Genomic DNA, 22,561 nt, shown 5'->3' on the forward strand with positions numbered 1-22,561 from the left:
TGCTGCCTGATGCCGTGGGCAAGGCACAGAGGCGGATCGGTACGTGCCCAATGTCCGGTCTAGGTGCGGTCCTTTTCGAGCTCCCCGGCGTGCGCCCCGTTGGGCCGCTGCGTGGGTACGCGCGCGTCGGGATGGGGCAGTCCGGGGCGCGCGGGGTGTGCGGCGGTCTCGGTGTGCTCCCCCGCGAGGGCGCGCAGGCGGCGCACCTCCCGCTCCAGGGCGAGATGGCGCCGGTGGGCGTCGTAGAGGTAGCGCACCTTGGTGCGCAGGGCCCAGGGGTCGACGGGCTTCATGACGAGGTCGGCGACGCCGAGCCGGAAGGCGGTCGTGGTCAGTTCGTGGTCGGCGCCGAAGCCGGTGAGCAGGATGACCGGGATGTGCTGGGTCTGCTCCACGCGCCGCATGTAGCGCACGACTTCCAGTCCGCCGACGCCGGGCATGCGCACGTCGAGCAGCAGCAGGCCCACCTGGCCGCGGAGCACCTGCTTGAGTGCCTCGTCGCCGCTGGTGGCCCGGCCGAGCTGGTAGCCCAGCGGGGCCAGGGCGCTTTCGAGCGCGTACAGCGTGTCCTCATGGTCGTCGACGATGAGGATCCTGGTGTCCGACGGCATGGCCCCACGCCCCTCCCTCGTGGAGGACCAGAGTAGCCCGGGATGCTGACGCGCAGTGCTCGTCAGCTGACGTGCTGTGTACAGCGCAGCATGCCCCGAGCGGGCCGCCGTGTCACTCCCCCGGGGCGTGCGCGACGTCAGTTGCCGCCTGGGGCGGCGCCGTTGAGCGCCTCGTCCGCGATGCGCTCGTGGTGGCGGATGACCTCGGCGACGATGAAGTTCAGGAACTTCTCGGCGAAGGCCGGGTCGAGTTTGGCGTTCTCGGCGAGGGCGCGCAGCCGGGCGATCTGGCGGGCCTCGCGGGCCGGGTCGGCGGGCGGCAGCTGGTGCCGGGCCTTGAGGTGGCCGACCTGCTGGGTGCATTTGAAGCGCTCGGCGAGCATGTGGACGACGGCCGCGTCGATGTTGTCGATGCTGTCGCGCAGCCGGGCGAGCTCTTCGCGGACGGCGGGGTCGACGTCGGGGGAACCGGTGTTGCTGGTCATGGGGCGTCAGCCTACGGGGATCACGGCCGGTGGCCGAAGGGCGTCTCATCCCTCGGCGGTGAGAGTCGCTTGTGGAAGCAGACGTCCTCGTGGCCGCCGGGGACGCCCCCGATACGGGCCCGTTCCCGGAAGCCGAGCCTCGGGTAGAAGCCGGGTGCCTGGAAGCTGTACGTGGAGACGGTCATGTCGGTGCAGCCGCGTCGGACGGCCTCGTCCTGCGCGGCGCGCATCAGCCGGCCGCCCCAGCCGGAGTGCCGCTGGTCCTCGCGCACCCAGAGCATGTCCACCGAGCACAGGGTGCCCCAGGTCCAGGCGGTGAGCCCGCCGATCAGGTCGCCGCTGTCGTCGGTGGCGCGGACGGAGAGGGGCTCGGTGACGGCCCCGTCGGCGGCGGCGGTGTTGAAGGCGGTCAGCTCCTCGTCGAGCCGCTGTTCGAGGGTGTCGTCCTGGGCGCCCACCCGCAGGGAGCCGGCGGCGGTGTGCTGTTCGCTGGTCACGGCCCGGATTCTGCCGCGTGTGCGGGGGGCGACGGCCGGATTTCGCCGCGGCCGGGCCCGTCCGCGGCGGGGCACGTCCTCGTACAGTGGAACCGGGTTCAGGGGCGTCTTGGGGGTGAGGCGTGGCGAACGACGGGCCGGTCGAGCACGGCTACCCGCATCTGGAGACGGTGCGGGCCGCCGTCACGGCGCTGTACAGGAGGCTGTCCCACGACACCGTCCGGACGTTCGCGACGAGCGTGCTCCCCGTCGACGTGGCGTTCTGCGACACCGACGACCTGTATCTGGGGGCGCAGCGGGTGGCGCACGAGCTGGTGCGGCACTACCGGTTGCCGGATGCGCGGCTGGTCGTGAGCTTCCGGGAGATGCGGCACGCGGCGAACGTGGAGCTCACGGCCGGGCCGGAGTACTTCGTGGAGCTGAACGACCGGTTCCGTACGCATCGGCGGGACATCGGGGCGGCCCTGGCGCACGAGGTGACGCATGTGTACCTGCATCGCCTGGGTCTGTCCTTCCCGGGCGTGCGGGACAACGAGATCCTCACGGACACGGTGACGACGTACCTGGGCGCGGGGTGGCTGCTGCTGGACGCCTACCGGGAGGACGGGGCGTCGTCGCAGAAGCTGGGGTATCTCACTCCGGAGGAGTTCGGGTACGTGCTGGCCAAGCGGGCGCTGGCCTTCGGGGAGGACCCGGCGGTGTGGTTCACCAGCGCGCAGGCGTACACGGCGTATGTGAAGGGGATGGAGCTGGCTCGCCGTGACGGGCAGCAGCCGCCGCTGACGGCGGCGGGATGGGCGGGGCGGCGGCGGTACGCCCGGGACCGGCGGCATGCTGCGGCGAGCCCGCCGCAGCCCGGAGTGCCGTACGCGTTCTCGCCCGACGGGGGCGGGCGGCTGCGGGTGTCGTTCCCCTGCCCCACCTGCCATCAGCGGATCAGGGTGCCGGTGAGCGGGCGGGTCCGGGCGCGGTGTGCGCTGTGCCGGAGTGTGCTGGAGTGCGATACGTAGGCACCCCGCGAGTCCGGCGGCACCGTACGCACCCGGGCAGCGGAGTCACCCAAGTGCTCGGCGCCCGGGTGCCGACGGGGCGCCGGGGCCTGGGGAAAGCGGTGCGGGGGGAACGACGCCACGGGGAACGGTGCCCGGGGAAACCCCGGTGCAGGGGGATCGGTGCCAGGGGGCCGGTGCCGGGGGCTGCCTGGCTCTACGCGGGCCGTGCCGGGGCCCTTCGCTCGGGCGCCCCGGGCGGCCACTTCGTACCGCTGTGCGAAGCGCACGGCACCTACGGCAGGCGCACCCGGCAGCGTCGTCACAGCGTCTGTGACGGTGGCCGGCGTGCGTCCGAGGGCGCCGCGAACGCGGGGAAGGTGTGCCGGGCCCCGGCCGTCAGTGGGAGTGGTCGCCGCTGGTGATCTCCCGGTACTGCTCCGCGGTCGGTTTCTCGATGCGTGCGTCGGGCCCGTACATGGCCTTCGCCAGCCGGGCGCGCAGCCGCTCGGACCGCTTGACCCTGCGGCGGACACCCCCCGCGTCGACCTCGCGCCCGATCTCGTAGGGCGGGTTCTGCTCGTGCTGGGTGAGCGTGAACAGCTCGCCCTGGGTGAGGGGCTCGTGGACCTCGGTGTACTCGCCGGTCGGCAGCCGTTTGACGGTGCCGGTCTCCCTGCCGTGGAGCACCTTGGCGCGGTCGCGGCGCTGCAGGCCCATGCAGATCTTCTTGGTGACGATGAACGCGGCGACCGGCAGCACGAAGACACCGATGCGCACGAACCAGGTGATCACGTTGATGGACAGGTGCAGATGGGTGGCGACGATGTCGTTGCCGCCGCCGATCAGCAGCACCGCGTACAGGGTGAGCCAGGCCACGCCGAGGCCGGTGCGCACGGGTGCGTTGCGCGGCCGGTCGAGGATGTGGTGCTCGCGTTTGTCGCCGGTGATCCACGCTTCGATGAAGGGGTAGAGGCCGAGGGCGAGCAGGATGAGCGGGAAGAGCGAGAAGGGGATGAACACGCCGAGGACGAGGGTGTGCCCCCAGAGGTTGATCTCCCATCCCGGCATCACCCGGATCAGGCCTTCGGAGAAGCCGAGGTACCAGTCGGGCTGGGCGCCGGTGGTGACCAGGTCGGGGCGGTAGGGGCCGAAGGCCCACACGGGGTTGATCTGGGCGACCGCGCCCATCACCGCCAGCACACCGAAGACGAGGAAGAAGAAGCCGCCGGCCTTGGCCAGGTAGACCGGCAGGAAGGGCATCCCGACGACCGAGCGCTCCTTGCGTCCGGGGCCCGGGAACTGGGTGTGTTTGTGGTAGAAGACCAGGATCAGATGGGCGGTGACCAGGCCCAGCATGATGCCCGGCAGCAGCAGGATGTGGACGGGGTACAGCCGCGAGATGATGTCCTCGCCCGGGAACTCCCCGCCGAACAGGAAGAACGACAGGTACGTCCCGACGATCGGGATGGACAGGATCGCGCCCTGGGCGAAGCGGATGCCGGTGCCGGACAGCAGGTCGTCGGGGAGGGAGTAGCCGGTCAGGCCGGTGATGATGCCGAGCATCAGCAGGGTCCAGCCGAAGAGCCAGTTCAGTTCGCGCGGTTTGCGGAAGGCTCCGGTGAAGAACACCCGCATCATGTGCACCAGCATGCCGGTGATGAAGACCAGCGCCGCCCAGTGGTGGATCTGCCGGATCAGCAGCCCGCCGCGCACGTCGAAGCTGATGTCCAGCGTGGACTCGAACGCCCTGCTCATGAGGACGCCGTTGAGCTCCGTGTAGGAGCCCTGGTAGACGACCTCCTGCATGCTGGGCTCGAAGAACAGGGTGAGGTAGACGCCGGTGAGGATCAGTACGACGAAGCTGTAGAGGGTGACCTCACCCAGCATGAAGGACCAGTGGTCCGGGAAGACCTTGCGCATGTTGGCCTTGGCCAGGGCGAAGAGCCCGAGCCGTCCGTCGGCCCAGTCGGCGAGCTTCTCGCCCCTGCCGGCGGGAGGCCTCCGCCGGACGGAGTCCGTCCCGTACACCCGTCGTGCGCCGTCGTCGCCCATACGTCGTCGCCTCCCCGTCGGATCCTTCCCAGCGTGGCACGGTGACGCGGCCGTGCAAACGGGGGGAGGAGCGGTTGGGCCAGGGGGGCGAGGGGGCCCGGTCGAGCGGTCGGGCCGGGGACCGGGGGGCCGGTTCAGCGGCCGCCGGAGTCCTTGACGATCCCCTGCGCGCGGGCGGCCCCGAGCCACTTCGGGAACTCGCCCACCAGCCGGTCGTACAGCTCGGCGTCCGGGACCTTGCGCGGGTCCTGCCCCGCGTGGAAGAACCCGGCGTTGTCGACGACCCGCTTGCCCGGCACGGCCAGCTCGTCCAGCTTGCGCAGGAAGTCGAACTGCCTGCTCCCCGGGTCGCCGAACCCGATGAACTGCCAGAACAGCGGCAGTTTCGCCGCTTTGCACAGGTAGCGTTCCGCGGCGAGCTTGTTGACGGGCCCGCCGTCGGTCTGGAAGACCACCAGGGCGGGCTCCGTCGAGCCGCTGTCGAGGTAGTGGTCGATCACGGCGTCCATCGCCAGGTGGTAGCTGGTCTTCCCCATGTGCCCGAGCCCGGCGACGATCCGCTCGATCCGCCCCTGGTGGCCGGCCAGGGCGATCTCGGTCTCGGCGTCGACGTCGGTGGAGAAGAACACGACCGGCACGGTGCCGTCGTCGTCCAGGTGCGCCGACAGCCCGAGGACCCGGTCGGCCAGCGCCTGCACACTGCCGTCCTTGTAGTACGGCTTCATGGAGCCGGAGTAGTCGACCACGAGGTAGACCGCGGCCCGCAGCCCGTCCAGCCCGTGCTTCACGAGGGACACCCCGGCGCTCTTGTAGAGGTTCACCAGCGCGGGAGCGGTCTCCTGGACCTTGCTCAGACCGATCGCGACCATGGGCGGCATCCTCTCACTGCTCGACGACCACTCCGTCGCTCAGTTCCAGCACCCGGTCGGCGAAACCGAGGAGTTGGGGGTCGTGGGTGGCGACGAGGGCCGTGACGCCCTCGCTGCGGACCACGGCGCGCAGCAGCTCCATCACCGCCAGGCCGGCTGGCCGGTCGGCTCGTCGGCGAGCAGCAGGTCCGGACGGTTGGCGAGGGCCCGGGCGATGGCGACCCGCTGCTGCTGCCCGCCGGAGAGCTCGGCGGGCCGCTGTGTCTCGTGTCCGGCCGGCCCCACCAGGGCCAGCAGCATCGCCACCCGCTCCTCCCGTTCCCGCGGCTCGGCCCGGCGCAGTCTCAGCGGCACACCCACGTTCTCGGCGGCGGTGAGGATGGGGATGAGCCCGAAGGACTGGAAGACGAAACCGATCCGGTCCCTGCGCAGTCGCAGCAGCTCGCTCTCGCCGAGCGCCGACAGGTCGGTGCCGCCCACGGCGACCCGGCCGCGCTGCGGGGTGCCGAGACCGCCGATCAGATGGAGCAGCGTCGACTTGCCGGAGCCCGAGCGGCCCTTGAGGGCGACCAGTTCCCCGCGCCGGGCGGCGAAGGAGACACCGCGCAGCGCGTGTACGGCCGCGGCCCCGGTGCCGTAGGAGTGGTGCAGATCCGCCACCCGCAGCATCGGTTCCCCGGCCGGGTCGTCGGCGAGGGCGGCACCTGCCGGGCTGGTGTTCTCGGTCATCACGGCATCCTGCTGAGGACGTGCGACGGCGCCTGCCCGGTCGTCCGGTCGGGGACTGTGGGGCAGGCGCCGTCAGTGTTCCGCACGCCTTTGTACGGGACGTCTGGTGCGGTGCGGTCAGACCATCAGCGCGCGGTCCGTGGGACGGATCGGTGCCGGCAGCTCGCTGGCACCCGTGAGCATACGGTCCACTCCGCGCGCCGCCGAGCGGCCCTCGGCGATCGCCCAGACGATGAGCGACTGGCCGCGGCCGGCGTCACCGGCGACGAACACGCCCGGCACGTTGGTCTGGAAGTCGGCGTCGCGGGCGATGTTGCCGCGCTCGTCGAGCTCCAGGCCGAACTGCTCGACCAGGCCGTTCTCCCGGTCGGTGCCGGTGAAGCCCATCGCGAGGGTCACCAGCTGCGCGGGGATCTTGCGCTCGGAGCCCGGCTTCGGGGTCAGCTTGCCGTCGATGAACTCCACCTCGGTGAGGTGCAGCCACTGGACGTTGCCGTCCTCGTCGCCCTCGAAGTGGGTCGTCGAGACGGAGTAGACCCGCTCGCCGCCCTCCTCGTGCGCCGAGGTGACCTTGTACAGCATCGGGAAGGTCGGCCAGGGCTGGTTGGTGGGGTGCCGCTCCTCGCCCGGGCGGGGCATGATCTCCAGCTGCGTGACGGAGGCCGCGCCCTGGCGGTGGGCGGTGCCCACGCAGTCCGCGCCGGTGTCGCCGCCGCCGATGACCACGACGTGCTTGCCCTCGGCCGACAGCGGAGTGGTGACGTAGTCGCCCTCCTGGACCTTGTTGGCCAGCGGCAGGTACTCCATGGCCTGGTAGATGCCCTTGAGCTCGCGGCCGGGCACCGGCAGGTCGCGGGCCGTGGTGGCACCGACGGCCAGGACGACCGCGTCGTAGCGCTTCTTCAGGTCCGTGGCCTTCAGGTCGCGGCCGATCTCGATGCCCGTGCGGAAGCGGGTGCCCTCCGCGCGCATCTGCTCGATGCGGCGGTTGATGTGCCGCTTCTCCATCTTGAACTCGGGGATGCCGTAGCGGAGGAGGCCTCCGACGCGGTCCGCGCGCTCGTAGACGGCGACGGTGTGGCCGGCGCGGGTCAGCTGCTGGGCGGCGGCGAGACCCGCCGGGCCCGAGCCGACGACGGCGACGGTCTTGCCGGACAGGCGCTCCGGGATCTGCGGGGCGACGTCCCCGGTCTCCCACGCCTTGTCGATGATCGAGACCTCGACGTTCTTGATGGTGACCGGCGGCTGGTTGATGCCGAGCACACAGGCCGACTCGCACGGAGCCGGGCACAGGCGGCCGGTGAACTCCGGGAAGTTGTTCGTCGCGTGCAGGCGCTCGGAGGCGGCGGCCCAGTCCTCGCGGTAGGCGTAGTCGTTCCACTCGGGGATGAGGTTCCCGAGCGGACAGCCGTTGTGGCAGAACGGGATGCCGCAGTCCATGCAGCGGCTGGCCTGCTTGCTGATGATCGGCAGCAGGGAGCCGGGGACGTAGACCTCGTTCCAGTCCTTGACGCGCTCCTCGACGGGGCGGGACTTGGCGACCTCGCGCCCGTGGTTCAGGAAGCCCTTCGGGTCAGCCATTGATCGCCGCCTCCATCATCTTCTCGTGGGTCTCGGTCTCGGACAGACCGGCTCGCTCGGCGGCTTCCTTGGCGGCGAGCACTGCCTTGTACGTGCGGGGGATGATCCTGCTGAAGCGCTCGACTGCGGTGTCCCACTCGGCCAGGAGCTTCTCGGCGACGGTCGAGCCCGTCTCCTCCTGGTGGCGGCGGACCACGTCGTGCAGCCACTGCTTGTCGGTGTCGTCGAGCGGCTCGACGGCGTCCAGGTTGCCGGCGTTGACGTTGTCGCGGTCCAGGTCGATCACGTAGGCGATACCGCCGGACATGCCGGCCGCGAAGTTGCGGCCCGTCTCGCCGAGCACCACGGCGTGGCCGCCGGTCATGTACTCGCAGCCGTGGTCGCCCACGCCCTCGGAGACGACCGTGGCACCGGAGTTGCGGACGCAGAACCGCTCACCGGTCTTGCCGCGCAGGAACATCTCGCCGCCGGTGGCGCCGTAGCCGATGGTGTTGCCGGCGATGACGCTGTACTCGGCGAGGTGGTCGGCCGCGCGGTCCGGGCGGACGACGATCCGCCCGCCGGAGAGGCCCTTGCCGACGTAGTCGTTGGCGTCGCCCTCCAGGCGCAGCGTGACACCGCGCGGGACGAAGGCGCCGAAGGACTGGCCGGCGGAGCCGGTGAAGGTGATGTCGATGGTGTCGTCGGGCAGGCCCGCGCCACCGAACTTCTTCGTCACCTCGTGGCCGAGCATGGTGCCGACCGTGCGGTTGATGTTGCGGATCTGCACCTGGGCGCGCACCGGCTGGGCGTCGGTGGCGCCGGAGGCGGCGAGCGCGTCCGAGGCCAGCTTGATCAGCTGGTTGTCGAGCGCCTTCTCCAGACCGTGGTCCTGGGCGATGAGCTGGTGGCGCACCGCGCCCTCGGGCAGCTCGGGCACGTGGAACAGCGGCTCCAGGTTCAGGCCCTGGGCCTTCCAGTGGTCGACCGCGCGGGTCACGTCGAGCGTCTCGGCGTGGCCGACGGCCTCCTCGATGGAGCGGAAGCCCAGCTCGGCGAGGATCTCGCGGACCTCTTCGGCGATGTACTGGAAGAAGTTCACGACGTACTCGGCCTTGCCGGAGTAGCGCTCGCGCAGCACCGGGTTCTGCGTGGCGATGCCGACCGGGCAGGTGTCGAGGTGGCAGACGCGCATCATGACGCAGCCGGAGACGACGAGCGGCGCGGTCGCGAAACCGAACTCCTCGGCGCCGAGCAGCGCGGCGATGACCACGTCACGGCCGGTCTTCAGCTGGCCGTCGGTCTGGACGACGATGCGGTCGCGCAGGCCGTTGAGCAGCAGCGTCTGCTGGGTCTCGGCGAGGCCGAGCTCCCAGGGGCCGCCGGCGTGCTTCAGCGAGGTGAGCGGGGAGGCGCCCGTGCCGCCGTCGTGGCCGGAGATCAGGACGACGTCCGCGTGCGCCTTGGACACACCCGCGGCGACCGTGCCGACGCCGACCTCGGAGACCAGCTTCACGTGAATCCGCGCCTGCGGGTTCGCGTTCTTCAGGTCGTGGATCAGCTGGGCGAGGTCCTCGATGGAGTAGATGTCGTGGTGCGGCGGCGGCGAGATGAGGCCGACACCGGGCGTCGAGTGACGCGTCTTGGCGACCCACGGGTAGACCTTGTGGCCGGGCAGCTGGCCGCCCTCACCGGGCTTGGCGCCCTGGGCCATCTTGATCTGGATGTCGTCGGAGTTGACCAGGTACTCGGAGGTCACACCGAAGCGGCCGGAGGCGACCTGCTTGATGGACGACCGGCGGGCCGGGTCGTACAGGCGCTCCGCGTCCTCGCCGCCCTCACCGGTGTTGGACTTGCCGCCCAGCTGGTTCATGGCGATGGCGAGGGTCTCGTGCGCCTCCTGGGAGATGGAGCCGTACGACATGGCGCCGGTGGAGAAGCGCTTGACGATCTCGGAGACCGGCTCGACCTCGTCGATGGAGATCGGCTCGCGGTCCGACTTGAAGCCGAACAGGCCGCGCAGCGTCATCAGGCGCTCGGACTGCTCGTTCACGCGCTCGGTGTACTTCTTGAAGATGTCGTAGCGGCCGGAGCGCGTGGAGTGCTGGAGGCGGAAGACCGTCTCCGGGTCGAACAGGTGCGGCTCGCCCTCGCGGCGCCACTGGTACTCGCCGCCTATCTCCAGCGCGCGGTGCGCGGGGGCGATGCCGGAGGCCGGGTAGGCCTTGGCGTGCCGGGCGGCGACCTCCTTGGCGACGACGTCGATGCCGACACCGCCGATCTTGGTGGCCGTGCCGTTGAAGTACTTCTCGACGAAGGCCTCGTCGAGGCCGACGGCCTCGAAGACCTGGGCGCCGCGGTAGGAGGCGACGGTGGAGATGCCCATCTTGGACATGACCTTCAGCACGCCCTTGCCGAGGGCGTAGATGAGGTTGCGGATGGCCTTCTCGGGCTCGATGCCGGGCAGGAAGGTGCCGGCGCGGACGAGGTCCTCGACGGACTCCATCGCCAGGTAGGGGTTGACGGCGGCGGCGCCGTAGCCGATGAGCAGGGCGACGTGGTGGACCTCGCGGACGTCACCGGCCTCGACCAGCAGGCCCACCTGGGTGCGCTGCTTGGTGCGGATGAGGTGGTGGTGGACGGCCGCGGTGAGCAGCAGCGACGGGATCGGCGCGTGCTCGGCGTCGGAATGGCGGTCCGACAGGACGATCAGGCGGGCGCCGTTGTCGATGGCGGCGTCGGCCTCGGCGCAGATCTCCTCGATGCGGGCGGCCAGCGCGTCACCGCCGCCGTGCACCCGGTACAGGCCGGAGAGCGTCGCGGCCTTGAAGCCGGGCATGTCGCCGTCGGCGTTGATGTGGATGAGCTTGGCCAGCTCGTCGTTGTCGATCACCGGGAAGGGCAGCAGGACGCTGCGGCAGGAGGCCGCGCTCGGGTCGAGCAGGTTGCCCTGGGGGCCCAGCGACGAGCGCAGGGAGGTGACCAGTTCCTCGCGGATGGCGTCCAGCGGCGGGTTGGTGACCTGCGCGAACAGCTGGGTGAAGTAGTCGAAGAGCAGGCGCGGGCGGTCCGACAGGGCGGCGATCGGCGAGTCGGTGCCCATCGAGCCGATCGGTTCGGCACCGGCCTTGGCCATCGGCGCGAGGAGGACGCGCAGCTCTTCCTCGGTGTAGCCGAAGGTCTGCTGGCGGCGGGTGACCGAGGCGTGCGTGTGCACGATGTGCTCGCGCTCGGGCAGGTCCTCGAGCTCGATCTCACCGGCCTCGAGCCACTCCGCGTAGGGGTTCTCGGCGGCGAGCTCGGCCTTGATCTCGTCGTCCTCGATGATGCGGTGCTCGGCGGTGTCGACGAGGAACATGCGGCCGGGCTGGAGGCGGCCCTTGCGGACGACCTTGGAGGGGTCGATGTCCAGGACGCCGACCTCGGAGCCGAGGACGACGAGGCCGTCGTCGGTGACCCAGTAGCGGCCGGGGCGCAGGCCGTTGCGGTCGAGGACCGCGCCGACCTGGGTGCCGTCGGTGAAGGTGACGCAGGCCGGGCCGTCCCAGGGCTCCATCATCGTGGAGTGGAACTGGTAGAAGGCGCGCCGGGCCGGCTCCATGGAGTCGTGGTTCTCCCACGCCTCGGGAATCATCATCAGCACGGAGTGCGGCAGGGAACGGCCGCCCAGGTGCAGGAGTTCGAGGACCTCGTCGAAGGACGCGGAGTCGGAGGCGTCCGGCGTGCAGACGGGGAAGATCCGATCGATGGCCTTGTCGTCGCCGCCGAACAGGTCGGAGACGAGCTGCGACTCGCGGGCGACCATCCAGTTGCGGTTGCCCTTGACGGTGTTGATCTCACCGTTGTGCGCGACGAAGCGGTACGGGTGGGCCAGCGGCCACGACGGGAAGGTGTTCGTCGAGAACCGGGAGTGCACGAGCGCGATCGCGGAGGCGAAGCGGCGGTCGGACAGGTCCGGGAAGAAGGGCTCCAGCTGGCCGGTGGTCAGCATGCCCTTGTAGACGATCGTCCGCGCGGACAGCGACGGGAAGTAGACACCGGCCTCGCGCTCGGCGCGCTTGCGCAGCACGAAGGCCTTGCGGTCGAGGGCGATGCCCTCCGAAACGCCGTCGGTGACGAAGATCTGGCGGAAGACCGGCATGGTCGACCGGGCGGTGGCACCCAGCAGCTGGGGAGCGACCGGCACCTCGCGCCAGCCGAGGACGGTCAGGCCCTCGTCGGCCGCGATCGCCTCGATCTGCGAGACGGCGTCGGCGGTGGAGTCCTCCGGCAGGAAGGCGATGCCGACGGCGTAGGAACCGGCGCCGGGCAGTTCGAATCCGGCCACGTCACGGAAGAAGGCGTCCGGGACCTGCGACAGGATGCCGGCGCCGTCGCCGGAGTCGGGCTCGGAGCCGGTGGCGCCGCGGTGTTCGAGGTTGCGCAGAACGGTCAGAGCCTGTTCCACCAGGGTGTGGGACGCCTCGCCGGTGAGGGTGGCGACGAAGCCGACGCCGCAGGCGTCGTGCTCGTTGCGGGGGTCGTACATACCCTGCGCAGCAGGGCGAGCATCCATGAACGACCAGTTCTGGCCATTCGCGGAATGCTGGGACGGCTGGCGCGGCGTACGCATCGGCTCTCCCGTCGTCGTCTGTGGCATATGCAAAAGTGCCGAGGGACGACGTTGGCCCTCGCGTGATCGCAAAATTTCGTGCAGGTTACATGATGGAGCGGTTCTCGGGAACCGGGATAATCCGTTCCAGCATGCGGACACTGCGGGTTCGCGGCGGGGGTACCGCACCAGCAGTGGAAGCTGTGGAGGGACCGCACGAAACGATCGGGTCAGATCGGTCTGCGTAGGGCCCGTGGAGCGGGGCAGGCGTCTTCGCCCGACCCGCTGGGGTGCGCGGCGGGCGTCGTTGCCCGCAGCGCTTACGGCTCATGCCCGGTGGTCGCACATCCGAAACCAACCAGTAACGACTACTTATGCAGCCCCTTGCATAAGTCCGAGCCGCGCTATCCTACGGCCGTTCCGAACACGGTGCCCAGGGCGTACGTCACACCGGCCGCCGCGCCTCCCAGCAACAGCTGCCGCAGCCCGCTGTACCACCAGGTGCGTGCCGTCACCTTGGCCACCACCGCGCCGCACAGGAAGAGCCCGAGCAGCGCCAGCAGGACGGCCGGCCACATGCTGCTCGCGCCCAGCAGATAGGGCGCGACGGGGATCAGCGCGCCGAGCGCGAAGGAGCCGAAGCTGGACACCGCGGCCACGGTGGGCGAGGGCAGATCGCCGGGGTCGATGCCCAGTTCCTCCCGGGCGTGGATCTCCAGGGCCTGCTCGGGATCCTTCGACAGCTGCCGGGCCACCTCGCGGGCCAGCCGCGGCTCGACTCCCCTCGACTCGTAGAGCGCGGCGAGCTCGGCCTCCTCGTCCTTGGGGTGCTTGCGCAGCTGACGTCGCTCCACGTCCAGCTCGGCCTCGACGAGCTCGCGCTGCGAGGCGACGGAGGTGTACTCGCCGGCGGCCATGGAGAAGGCGCCGGCGGCCAGGCCCGCGAGTCCGCTGAGGACGACGGTGTGCTGGCTGACCGCACCGCCCGCGACGCCGGTCATCAGGGCGAGGTTGGAGACGAGGCCGTCCATCGCGCCGAACACCGCGGGACGCAGCCAGCCGCCGTTCACGTCCCGGTGCGTGTGGTTGTCCCGGTGCGCCTCGTGCAGCGTCGCCTCGGTCTCGATGATGGCCATGAAAAAGAACCCCACTCCCCGTCCACAGACTGTCTTTGGACTCGTTCCAGAGTTTTACAACGCCAAAACTACGCCCCGGATTCCGTCCCCGCCAGCAAGGAAAGGCTGCGCTAACCTGCAGGTTTACCGTTTTCCGCTCACCTGATCATCGCTGCGCGCAGATGTCGACCGGGTGATGCTGGGGCTCGTGAGGCTCGGCGGAGTCACCGGAGTGGGACACATCCCCCATGGCATCGATCGGGCTCCGGGCACGGGCACGGGGCGCACTGCTGGGCCTGGCCGTCGGTGACGCGCTCGGGGCCCCCGCCGAGAACATGAAGCCCTCCGAGATCCGTGCCCGGTGGGGCCGTATCACCGGCTACGTCGCCGACAACCCGTCCGGCACGGACGACACCGAGTACGCGATCTTCTCCGGCCTGCTGCTCGCCCGGCACGGCTGCGCACTCACCGCGGGCCATGTGGAAGCGGCCTGGCACGAGTGGATCGCCGACCGCGACGAAGGCCCCTTCCGGGGCGCCGGGTTCAGCGAACGCGGCACCCTGGAGAACCTCCGGCGGGGCCTGGCCGCCCCGATCTCCGCCCAGCACCGGCACGCGTGGAGCGACGGCCTGGCCATGCGCGCGGCCCCCTTCGGCGTGTTCGCCGCGGGCCGCCCGGCGGAGGCGGCCCGGCTGGTCGCGATCGACGGCTCGGTGAGCCATGACGGCGAGGGCATCCACGGCGGCCGGGCGGTGGCCGCGGGTGTCGCGGCGGCGATGGCGGGCACGCCGCCGGACGCGGTCGTGGCGGCGGCCCTCGCGGTCGTCCCCGACGACTCCTGGACGGCCCGCAGCCTGCGCCGCGCGGTGGCCGTCGCCCACCGCGGCGAACGCGCGGTCCGCTCGGCGGTCGTCATCGGCGGCTACCCCTGGACCGACCTGGCCCCCGAGGCCGTCGCCCTCGCCTTCGGCGCGTACGCGGCGGCCGACGGCGACTTCGAGCGGTCGGTCCTGACGGCGGTGAACATGGGCCGCGACGCGGACACGACGGCCGCGGTGGCGGGGGCACTGGCGGGCGCGACCCGGGGCGTGTCGGCGATCCCTGCGGCGTGGGCCGCGGCCATCACCCCGGCCCGTGGGTCCTGCCTCCCGGCGATGGCCGGCTACCACGTCCTGGACGTGGCGGACCTGCTGACACCGGCGGACCCCTGCGGGGATCCGAGCCCGAGCGACTTCGCCCTGGCAGCGGGAGACGGATCGGAGACCCCCGTATGACGACGCACACGCGGCCAGCCGCCGACGGCGAGCGCGCCCCACGGGAGACCAAGGCCCCTCGGGTGACAGTCGCGGGCGGTGCGCGGACGGGAGACAACAGGGCCGAAGGCGAAGCCGAACCCACGAGACGGGCCGAAGGCCTCCTGCTCGGACTCGCCGCCGGCGACGCCGCCGGCTGGCCCGCGGCCCGGCACCGAGCCGCCCGCATGCCCGACTGGACCCGCCGCCTCACCCGCGAACTCGACACCTTCGCCGAACACAACGCCACCACCACCCTCCCCGTCCCCATCGCCCTGAACCAGCCCCCCGAGCCCCTGCACCTCGGCCCCTCCGACGACGCCGAATGGGCGGCCTTCGCCGCGGAAGCCCTCCTGCGCGCAGGCGACGACACCGTTCTGAACGACCTCAGCCGCGACCGCCGCTCCCGAGCCGCCATCGACCTCACCTGGAACGCCCTCGCCGCCGAGGTCGCCGCCGCGGCGGAGCGCGCCCCCGAGATCGAGTCCGCCGTCCTCCCCCTGCGCGCCCGCATCTCCGTCCGCGCCGGCCTCGGCAACCTCGCCACCGGCCTGCGCCCGCCCGCCACCGGCCACGACAACCCGCACTACTTCGACGACGCCGCCTGCGTACGCGCCTGCGTCCTGGCCGTGGCCCACCCCGGAGACCCCCGCAGCGCCGCCGACCTGGCGGAGTTCGACGCCCGCTACACCCAGGACGGCGACGGCGTGCACGGCGCCCGCGCGATGGCGGCCGCGCTCTCCCTCGCCCTGGCCGGTGCGGACGTCGACGCCTGCGTCACCGCGGCCCTCGCCGAACTGCCCGAGGAGACGGAGATCGGCCGTAACGCCCGGCACGCCCTGCGGCTCGCCGCCGCCGCGGACAGTGCCTTCGCCCTGGTCCCACCGCTGGAGCACCAGATCGTCGACCACGTCTACAGCTACGGCATCGCCGCCGCCGAGACCGTCCCGGTCGCCCTCGCCCTGGCCACCGCCGCCCGCGGACGCATCGCGGAGGCGATCCCCGCGGCGGCCTGCCTGTCCCGCGTCGCGGACTCCGCCCCGGCCCTGGCCGGCGCCCTCACCGGCGCGCTGGGCGGCGGCGCGTCCGTCCCCGAGTCCTGGCGGGAGAGCTGCCGCACCCTCTCCGGCTGCGCCCTGCCCCGCCTCACCGGCACGGACCTGGTGGAACTCGCCGAACTCCTGGAAGCGGTACAACCGGCCCGCCCGGGTGGATGATGCGGCCATGCAGCCCAAAACCCATCAAAACGCCCCACTGGACGAGCGGATCGCCGGTGCCCTGGTCGGGGCGGCGGTCGGTGACGCTCTCGGCGGACCCGTCGAGGGCTACTCGCCCGAGCAGATCCTCGAACGCCACGGCGGCCGCGTCCACGGCATCGTCGGCCCCTGGCACGGCGACGACTGGCGCACGGCCCGCCCCCTCGCCCCGTACCACAAGGGCGACGGCCACGTCACCGACGACACGTTGATGACCCATGCCCTGGTCCGCGTCTACGCCCGGGTCCGCGACCACCTCGACGCCTACGCGATCGCCGACCATCTGGTCCCGGACCTGATGACCGAGCCCCGCTGGATCCCGGAACTGGAGACCGAGGCACTCCCCCTCCAGCGGATCTTCCTGGCCGAGAAGTGGCTGGTGACGAGGATCCACTACGGCCACGCCGACCCGCGCGAGGCCGGCACCGGCAACATCGTCAACTGCGGGGCGGCGATGTACACGGCCCCGGTCGGGCTGGTCAACGCGGCCGACCCGCGTGCGGCCTACACCGAGGCACTCGACATCGCCGGCGCCCACCAGTCGTCGTACGGCCGTGAGGCGGCGGGCGTCCTGGCCGCGGCCGTGGCGGCGGCGTGCACGCCCGGCGCGACCCCGGACTCGGTGGTCTCCTCGTGTCTCTCCCTCGCGAAGGACGGCACCCGGGCCGCGATCGAGCGGGTCTGCGAGGAGGCCTCCCGGCACACGGACTTCGAATCGGCACTGCGGCCGTTGCGCGAGGCGGTGGCCCCCTTCGACACGGTGGGCCCCGACTACCGTGCCCCCTCGCTCGGCGCCCGCCGCCCGTCCCGGCTGCACGCGATCGAGGAACTGCCCATCGCGCTGGGCATGCTGGTCGTGGCACGCGGCGACCACCGCCACGCGGTCCTCGGCGCGGTCAACTACGGCCGCGACTGCGACTCCATCGCCACGATGGCCGGCGCCCTGGCGGGCGCCCTGGGCTCGCCGGTCCCGGAGGACTGGGCCAAGACGGTCGCGGAGGCGAGCCGACTGGACCTCTGGGAACCGGCGGCCACCCTCACGGCCGTGACCCGCGAGATCTTCACGAAGGACATGTCCCGCCGCCGTGCCCACGAGCAGGCCTTCGCATCCCTCGGAGGCCGGGAATGCTCCGACTGACCTGGGTCCAGCCGGAGGACCTGATCGGCCACGAACTCCGCCAGGCGGCCCTGGACGGACGCGAGCCGAGGGCGGTCGCGGCCCGCTGGCGCGCGGCGGGCGGCCCGGACGCCCCGGCCGCCGCGGGCGCGTCCCCCACCCCCGCGTCCCGCTACCTGCGCCGGCTGGCTGCGGACCTCCTGGACGAACTGGCGGACCTCCCCAGCCGCTTGAGCGACGACGAACCCACGGACCTGGAGCGCATCAGGTCCGCGTGCCCCGACTGGCCCGATCCCCTGGGCACCCCGGCCACCACCCCGGAACGCCTGGAAGCCGCCTGGCTCGGCCGCGCCGCCGGCTGCCTCCTGGGCAAACCGGTCGAGAAGCTCCCCCTCGACGCCATCCGCCGGCTCGCCCGCTCCACCGGCAACTGGCCCCTCACCACCTACTTCACCGCCCGGGGCGTCCCGGCGGAACTCCTCGAACGGCATCCCTGGAACCGCCGCTCGGCAGCCACCTCCCTCGCCGAGAACATCGACGGCATGCCCGAGGACGACGACCTCGACTACCCGGTGCTCAACCTCGTCCTGCTCCAGCGCTGCGGCAAGGCCTTCACCACCGCGGACGTGGCCCGGACCTGGCTCGACGAACTCCCCGCCGGCCGCACGTTCACCGCCGAACGCGTCGCCTACCGCAACCTCCTGACCGGCCTGGAGCCCCCGCACACCGCGCGCCACCGCAACCCGTTCCGCGAATGGATCGGCGCCCTGATCCGCGCCGACGTCCACGGCTGGACCAACCCCGGCGACCCGGCCGCGGCGGCCGCGCAGGCCCACCGGGACGCCACCCTCACGCACACCGCCAACGGCGTCTACGCGGCGATGTTCACGGCGGCCGTCATCGCGACGGCCGCGACCGGCGACCACGACGTCCACACCTGTGTCCGTACCGGCCTCACCGTCGTCCCGCCACGCTCCCGCCTCGCCCGGGCCGTCACCGAAGCCGTCCGGCTCGCGCACGAGCACGAGGACTTCGACACCGTCGTCGACACACTCCACGCCACCCACGCCGCCACCCACCACTGGGTGCACGCCGTCCCCAACACCGCGCTGATCGCCGCCGCCCTCACCCACGCGAACGGCGACTTCACCGGCTCCGTCTGCCGCGCGGTGAGCGGCGGCTGGGACACCGACTCCAACAGCGCGACGGCGGGCAGCATCAGCGGACTGCTGGCCGGGCACCCCGCGGCGCTCCCCGGCCGCTGGACCGCACCCCTGAAGAACCGGCTGGCCACGTCCATCGGCGACTTCAACGGCATCGGCTTCGACACCCTCGCCCACCTCACACACCGGGAGACCCGTCGCCCATGACCGCCTCCACGACCGGGCCCCTCACCGGCCTGCGGGTCCTCGACCTCGCCACTCTCTTCGCCGGTCCGATGGCCGCCACCCTGCTCGGCGACTTCGGCGCCGAGGTCGTCAAGATCGAGCACCCGGGCAAACCCGACCCCTCCCGCGGCCACGGCCCGGCCAAGGACGGCGTGGGGCTGTGGTGGAAGATGCTGGGCCGCAACAAGCGGACCATGACCCTCGACCTGTCGAAGCCCGGCGGCCGCGCCATCCTCCTGCGCCTGGCCGCCCGCACCGACGTGATCATCGAGAACTTCCGCCCCGGCACCCTGGAGAAGTGGGACCTCGGCTGGCCGGAGCTGTCGGCGGCCAACCCCCGCCTGGTCCTGGCCCGGGTCACCGGCTTCGGCCAGTTCGGCCCCTACGCCCACCGCCCCGGCTTCGGCACCCTCGCCGAGGCGATGAGCGGCTTCGCCGCGATCACCGGCGAACCGGACGCGCCCCCGACCCTCCCGCCGTTCGGCCTGGCCGACTCCATCGCGGGCCTGACGACCGCGTACGCCGTGATGACCGCGCTCGCCGCCCGCGAGCGCACCGGCGAGGGCCAGGTCGTCGACACGGCCCTGATCGAGCCGATCCTGGCCGCCCTCGGCCCCCAGCCCCTCTGGTACGACCAGCTCGGGCACGTCCAGCCCCGCACCGGCAACCGCTCCCCCAACAACGCCCCGCGCGGCGTCTACCGCACCGCGGACGGCACCTGGGTCGCCGTCTCCACCTCGGCCCAGTCGGTCGCGGAACGCGTGATGCATCTGGTCGGCCGCCCGGAACTGATCGACGAGCCGTGGTTCGCCACGGGCGCCGACCGCGCCCGCCACGCCGACGTCCTGGACGAGGCGGTCGGCACCTGGATCGCCGCGCGCACCCGGACCGACGTCCTGGCCGCGTTCGAGAAGGCCGAGGCGGCGGTGGCCCCGGTCCAGGACGTCCGGGACGTGATGGCGGACCCGCAGTACCAGGCCCTGGAGACCATCACCACCGTCGACGACCCCGAACTGGGCCCGCTGCGCATGCAGAACGTCCTGTTCCGGCTCTCCGCCACGCCCGGCGCCATCCGCTGGGCCGGCCGCCCGCACGGCGCCGACACCGAGGAGGTCCTCACCGAACTGGGCCTGACACCGGGCGACCTCGCGGCGCTGCGCGCGGAGGGCGCCCTGTGACGGCGTACCCGCTCACCTGGCTCTACGCCCCGGGCGACCGCCCCCACGTGGTGGCGAAGGCCCTCACCAGCGGCGCCGACGTCGTGGTCGTCGACCTGGAGGACGCGGTCCCCCCGGACCGCAAGGCCTACGCCCGCGCCGCCACCGCGGAGCTGCTCACGGACCGGCCCCAGGTGCCGGTCCATGTACGCGTCAACCCGCTGGGCCGCCGGGGCGAGCAGGACATCGCCGCCCTCGTGGGAGCGCCGGGCCTGTCCGGGCTGCGGCTGCCGAAGGTGACCTCGGCCGCCGAGATCGTCCGCGTGGCCCGCCGCACGGCCCGGACCGACCTGTACGCGCTCCTGGAGACGGCCCTCGGTGTGGAGCGGGCCTACGCCGTCGCGACCGCCCACCCCCGTCTGCGGGGCATCTCGCTCGGGGAGGCCGACCTCTGCGCCGACCTCGGCGTGCGCGACGGCACGGGCCTGGACTGGTCCCGATCCCGGGTGGTCGTGGCCGCCCGCGCCGCGGGCCTGCCACCACCGGCCCAGTCGATCCACCCGGACATCCACGACCAGGAGGGCCTGGCCGCGTCCTGCGCGCACGGCCGCGCCCTGGGCTTCCTGGGCCGGGCCGCGATCCATCCCCGCCAGCTGCCGGTGATCGAGCGGGCCTATCTGCCCGGTGCGGAGGAGATCGAGCAGGCGGAAACGGTCCTCGAGGCGGCCGCCGCCGAGCAGGGCGCCCAGGCCCTGCCGGACGGCCGCTTCATCGACGCGGCGATGGTCACGGCGGCCCGGCGCACCCTGTCCCTGACCCGCCACCACTGACACGCCCACGGCCACGCCCAACGGCCCGTTACCCGGCGCCGCTGACGCACCGAGGGCGCCCGGGGAAAATCCCGGGCGCCCTCGGTGCGTCACATGCGGCGGACCGTCAGCTCTTCTTCCCCGACCCGGCCTCGTTCCGGGCATCGTCCGCCTCGGCCCCGCCCGCGGGCTCGTCGTCCTCCCCGGCGTCCTCGGCCCGGTCGGCCTTGCCCGCCGCACCGGCCGGCTCGGCACCGTCGGTCTCACCGCCGGAGGCATCCGCACCCGGCTCGACGACGTCCTCCCGTCCGGGCCGCTTCCTGGACGACACCACCAGGTACGTCACCGCGAGCAGGAACACGAGGATCGCGGTCCACACGTTCAGCCGGACGCCCAGGATGTGGTGGGCGTCGTCGACCCGCATGTACTCGATCCAGCCACGCCCCGCGCAGTACGCGGCGACGTACAGCGCGAACGCCCGGCCGTGTCCGAGCCGGAAGCGGCGGTCGGCCCAGATGACCAGGAGCGCCACACCGACGCACCACAGCGACTCGTACAGGAACGTCGGGTGATAGGTGCCCGGCACCCGCCCGTCCGACGAGGAGGTGATCTCCAGGGCCCACGGCAGGTCGGTGGGCTTGCCGTACAGCTCCTGGTTGAACCAGTTGCCCCAGCGGCCGATCGCCTGGGCGAAGGCGATGCCCGGCGCGACGGCGTCGGCGTAGGCCGGCATAGGGATGCCGCGGCGACGGCAGCCGATCCACGCGCCCAGCGCACCCAGCGCGATCGCGCCCCAGATACCGAGGCCGCCCTCCCAGATCTTGAAGGCGTCCACCCAGTCGCGGCCCTCGCTGAAGTACAGCTCGTAGTCCGTGATCACGTGGTAGAGCCGGCCGCCGACCAGGCCGAACGGCACGGCCCAGACAGCGATGTCGGCCACCGTGCCGGCCCGCCCGCCCCGGGCGATCCAGCGCTTGTTGCCGAGCCAGACCGCGACGAAGACGCCGATGATGATGCAGAACGCGTAGCCGCGCAGCGGAATGGGGCCGAGGTACAGCACCCCGCGCGACGGGCTGGGAATGAAGGCAAGTTCCATGGCAAGGTCGACGCTACCGTGCCGCACCGGGCCCGCGGCAGGCAGCCCGGCTACGGGTCCATAACAGGGGCGTGAGAATGACCCTTACCCCTTGTTCGCCTCCTGCACCATCTGCTTCAGCTTGGCCGGGGTCATCGTCCGGTCCTGGTAGATGTTCTCGCCGTCGAACAGCACGGTCGGCGTGCCCGAGAAGCCGCCCTTGTTGAACGCCTGGTGAGACTTGGCGACCCAGCCGTTGTACGTGCCCTTCTCGACACAGGTGCGGAAGGCGGGGGTGTCCAGACCGTCCACCTTGCCGGCCAGCTCGATCAGCCTGGCGTTGTCGGCGTAGGCGTCGTCGACCTCCGAGGGCTGGTTGTCGAAGAGCACGTCGTGGTACGCGGGGAACTTCCCGGCCTCCTGGGCGCAGGCCGCCGCGTTGGCGGCGTTGCGGGATCCGGTGCCGCGCATGTTGCCGTCGATCAGGGTGACCAGGTGGTACTCGACCTTCAGCTCGCCGGCGTCCGTCAGCTCGTGGATCACCGGCCGGTACGCCGTCTCGAAGGACTTGCACGCGGGGCAGCGGAAGTCCTCCCACACGGTGAGCGTGGACTTGGCGCTGTCCTTGCCTACCGGGAGGGCGAGGCTGTCCTTGCCCTGGGCTCCGGAGGGCACCACGACGGGGCCCGAGGCCTCGCTGCCGTCGTCCTTGCCGGCGTTGGCCGCGACGACGCCGATCACCGCCGCGAGTCCCAGGACGGCGACGACGGCCCCGCCCACGATCAGCGCGCGCCGGCGCTTGTCCGCGGACTTCTGCTTCTCGCGCTCGACCGCCAGCTTCTCCCGGGCGGTGCGCTTTCCCTCACGGTTCTTCTCGCTCACACCCCGGAAACGAACCGGGGAGGCGCACCGCGCCTCCCCGGCCCCAGGTCCACCCGTACGAGGGACCCGTATGACTTCCCGGTT

17 protein-coding genes and 1 pseudogene are annotated in these 22,561 nt (G+C 72.0%); 7 read left to right on the forward strand and 11 right to left on the reverse strand.

The window, feature by feature from the left end; genetic code table 11:
• Positions 1-59: 59 nt before the first annotated feature.
• From AB0F04_RS08580 to AB0F04_RS08590, 3 genes are all read right to left on the reverse strand, one after another.
• Entirely contained in the window at positions 60-611 is a 552-nt protein-coding gene (locus tag AB0F04_RS08580; RefSeq protein ID WP_362039185.1) for a response regulator, read from the reverse strand.
• Positions 612-748: 137 nt separating this feature from the next.
• Entirely contained in the window at positions 749-1,096 is a 348-nt protein-coding gene (locus AB0F04_RS08585) for a chorismate mutase (protein ID WP_053671840.1), read from the reverse strand.
• 20 nt (positions 1,097-1,116) lie between these two features.
• Positions 1,117-1,593, reverse strand: a complete 477-nt coding sequence (locus tag AB0F04_RS08590) for a GNAT family N-acetyltransferase (RefSeq protein WP_362039187.1) — start codon at positions 1,591-1,593, stop codon at positions 1,117-1,119.
• Positions 1,594-1,715: 122 nt separating this feature from the next.
• On the opposite strand from AB0F04_RS08590, the gene AB0F04_RS08595 reads away from it, so the two are divergent.
• A complete protein-coding gene (locus tag AB0F04_RS08595) occupies positions 1,716-2,603 on the forward strand; it encodes a hypothetical protein (protein WP_362039188.1) in 888 nt (295 codons plus the stop codon).
• A gap of 378 nt (positions 2,604-2,981) precedes the next feature.
• Here AB0F04_RS08595 and AB0F04_RS08600 read toward each other — a convergent pair whose 3' ends face one another.
• From AB0F04_RS08600 to AB0F04_RS08625, 6 genes and pseudogenes are all read right to left on the reverse strand, one after another.
• Positions 2,982-4,637 carry a cytochrome bc complex cytochrome b subunit gene (locus tag AB0F04_RS08600; RefSeq protein ID WP_362039190.1) on the reverse strand — a complete coding sequence of 552 codons (1,656 nt, stop codon included), beginning with the start codon at positions 4,635-4,637 and terminating at the stop codon, positions 2,982-2,984.
• Between the two features lie 134 nt (positions 4,638-4,771).
• On the reverse strand, positions 4,772-5,506 hold the full coding sequence (locus AB0F04_RS08605) for a VWA domain-containing protein (protein ID WP_362039192.1): 735 nt from the start codon (positions 5,504-5,506) through the stop codon (positions 4,772-4,774).
• Positions 5,507-5,519: 13 nt separating this feature from the next.
• A pseudogene (locus AB0F04_RS08610) lies at positions 5,520-6,235 on the reverse strand (ABC transporter ATP-binding protein).
• A gap of 117 nt (positions 6,236-6,352) precedes the next feature.
• Positions 6,353-7,816: a glutamate synthase subunit beta gene (locus AB0F04_RS08615; RefSeq protein ID WP_362039194.1), complete on the reverse strand. Its 1,464-nt coding sequence runs from the start codon at positions 7,814-7,816 to the stop codon at positions 6,353-6,355.
• A complete protein-coding gene (gene gltB, locus AB0F04_RS08620) occupies positions 7,809-12,407 on the reverse strand; it encodes a glutamate synthase large subunit (protein ID WP_362039197.1) in 4,599 nt (1,532 codons plus the stop codon). Before gltB ends, AB0F04_RS08615 begins: the two co-directional genes overlap by 8 nt.
• 383 nt (positions 12,408-12,790) lie before the next feature.
• On the reverse strand, positions 12,791-13,522 hold the full coding sequence (locus AB0F04_RS08625; protein ID WP_362039200.1) for a VIT1/CCC1 transporter family protein: 732 nt from the start codon (positions 13,520-13,522) through the stop codon (positions 12,791-12,793).
• 227 nt (positions 13,523-13,749) lie between these two features.
• Here AB0F04_RS08625 and AB0F04_RS08630 point away from each other — a divergent pair, with 227 nt between their 5' ends.
• Genes AB0F04_RS08630 through AB0F04_RS08655 form a run of 6 tightly spaced genes read left to right on the forward strand, consistent with a single transcriptional unit; the run spans position 13,750 to position 20,541 of the window.
• Entirely contained in the window at positions 13,750-14,775 is a 1,026-nt protein-coding gene (locus tag AB0F04_RS08630; protein WP_362039202.1) for an ADP-ribosylglycohydrolase family protein, read from the forward strand.
• Positions 14,772-16,010, forward strand: a complete 1,239-nt coding sequence (locus tag AB0F04_RS08635) for an ADP-ribosylglycohydrolase family protein (protein ID WP_362039205.1) — start codon at positions 14,772-14,774, stop codon at positions 16,008-16,010. The genes AB0F04_RS08630 and AB0F04_RS08635 overlap by 4 nt, the downstream gene beginning before the upstream one ends.
• Before the next feature lie 7 nt (positions 16,011-16,017).
• Positions 16,018-17,187, forward strand: coding sequence for an ADP-ribosylglycohydrolase family protein (locus AB0F04_RS08640; RefSeq protein WP_362039206.1), 1,170 nt, complete (start codon positions 16,018-16,020; stop codon positions 17,185-17,187).
• On the forward strand, positions 17,175-18,536 hold the full coding sequence (locus AB0F04_RS08645) for an ADP-ribosylglycohydrolase family protein (RefSeq protein WP_362039209.1): 1,362 nt from the start codon (positions 17,175-17,177) through the stop codon (positions 18,534-18,536). Before AB0F04_RS08640 ends, AB0F04_RS08645 begins: the two co-directional genes overlap by 13 nt.
• Positions 18,533-19,732: a CoA transferase gene (locus AB0F04_RS08650; protein ID WP_362039211.1), complete on the forward strand. Its 1,200-nt coding sequence runs from the start codon at positions 18,533-18,535 to the stop codon at positions 19,730-19,732. The genes AB0F04_RS08645 and AB0F04_RS08650 overlap by 4 nt, the downstream gene beginning before the upstream one ends.
• On the forward strand, positions 19,729-20,541 hold the full coding sequence (locus tag AB0F04_RS08655; RefSeq protein WP_362039213.1) for a CoA ester lyase: 813 nt from the start codon (positions 19,729-19,731) through the stop codon (positions 20,539-20,541). The genes AB0F04_RS08650 and AB0F04_RS08655 overlap by 4 nt, the downstream gene beginning before the upstream one ends.
• A gap of 106 nt (positions 20,542-20,647) precedes the next feature.
• Here the strand turns inward: AB0F04_RS08655 and lgt are convergent, their stop codons facing one another.
• Positions 20,648-21,616 carry a prolipoprotein diacylglyceryl transferase gene (lgt, locus tag AB0F04_RS08660; protein WP_362039215.1) on the reverse strand — a complete coding sequence of 323 codons (969 nt, stop codon included), beginning with the start codon at positions 21,614-21,616 and terminating at the stop codon, positions 20,648-20,650.
• 84 nt (positions 21,617-21,700) lie between these two features.
• Positions 21,701-22,477, reverse strand: coding sequence for a thioredoxin domain-containing protein (locus tag AB0F04_RS08665; protein ID WP_352095239.1), 777 nt, complete (start codon positions 22,475-22,477; stop codon positions 21,701-21,703).
• Positions 22,478-22,561: the final 84 nt, after the last annotated feature.

The sequence above is a fragment of the Streptomyces sp. NPDC029041 genome (genome assembly GCF_040637515.1).
GTDB lineage: Bacteria > Actinomycetota > Actinomycetes > Streptomycetales > Streptomycetaceae > Streptomyces.

Excerpts from the sequence above, each read along its gene's own strand:
- AB0F04_RS08605 (WP_362039192.1), bottom strand. The coding sequence starts at position 5,506 with ATGGTCGCGATCGGTCTGAGCAAGGTCCAGGAGACCGCTCCCGCGCTG.
- AB0F04_RS08585 (WP_053671840.1), bottom strand. The coding sequence starts at position 1,096 with ATGACCAGCAACACCGGTTCCCCCGACGTCGACCCCGCCGTCCGCGAA.
- AB0F04_RS08645 (WP_362039209.1), top strand. The coding sequence starts at position 17,175 with ATGCTCCGACTGACCTGGGTCCAGCCGGAGGACCTGATCGGCCACGAA.
- AB0F04_RS08600 (WP_362039190.1), bottom strand. The coding sequence starts at position 4,637 with ATGGGCGACGACGGCGCACGACGGGTGTACGGGACGGACTCCGTCCGG.
- gltB (WP_362039197.1), bottom strand. The coding sequence starts at position 12,407 with ATGCGTACGCCGCGCCAGCCGTCCCAGCATTCCGCGAATGGCCAGAAC.
- AB0F04_RS08640 (WP_362039206.1), top strand. The coding sequence starts at position 16,018 with ATGCAGCCCAAAACCCATCAAAACGCCCCACTGGACGAGCGGATCGCC.
- AB0F04_RS08580 (WP_362039185.1), bottom strand. The coding sequence starts at position 611 with ATGCCGTCGGACACCAGGATCCTCATCGTCGACGACCATGAGGACACG.
- lgt (WP_362039215.1), bottom strand. The coding sequence starts at position 21,616 with ATGGAACTTGCCTTCATTCCCAGCCCGTCGCGCGGGGTGCTGTACCTC.
- AB0F04_RS08625 (WP_362039200.1), bottom strand. The coding sequence starts at position 13,522 with ATGGCCATCATCGAGACCGAGGCGACGCTGCACGAGGCGCACCGGGAC.
- AB0F04_RS08650 (WP_362039211.1), top strand. The coding sequence starts at position 18,533 with ATGACCGCCTCCACGACCGGGCCCCTCACCGGCCTGCGGGTCCTCGAC.
- AB0F04_RS08635 (WP_362039205.1), top strand. The coding sequence starts at position 14,772 with ATGACGACGCACACGCGGCCAGCCGCCGACGGCGAGCGCGCCCCACGG.
- AB0F04_RS08630 (WP_362039202.1), top strand. The coding sequence starts at position 13,750 with ATGGCATCGATCGGGCTCCGGGCACGGGCACGGGGCGCACTGCTGGGC.
- AB0F04_RS08615 (WP_362039194.1), bottom strand. The coding sequence starts at position 7,816 with ATGGCTGACCCGAAGGGCTTCCTGAACCACGGGCGCGAGGTCGCCAAG.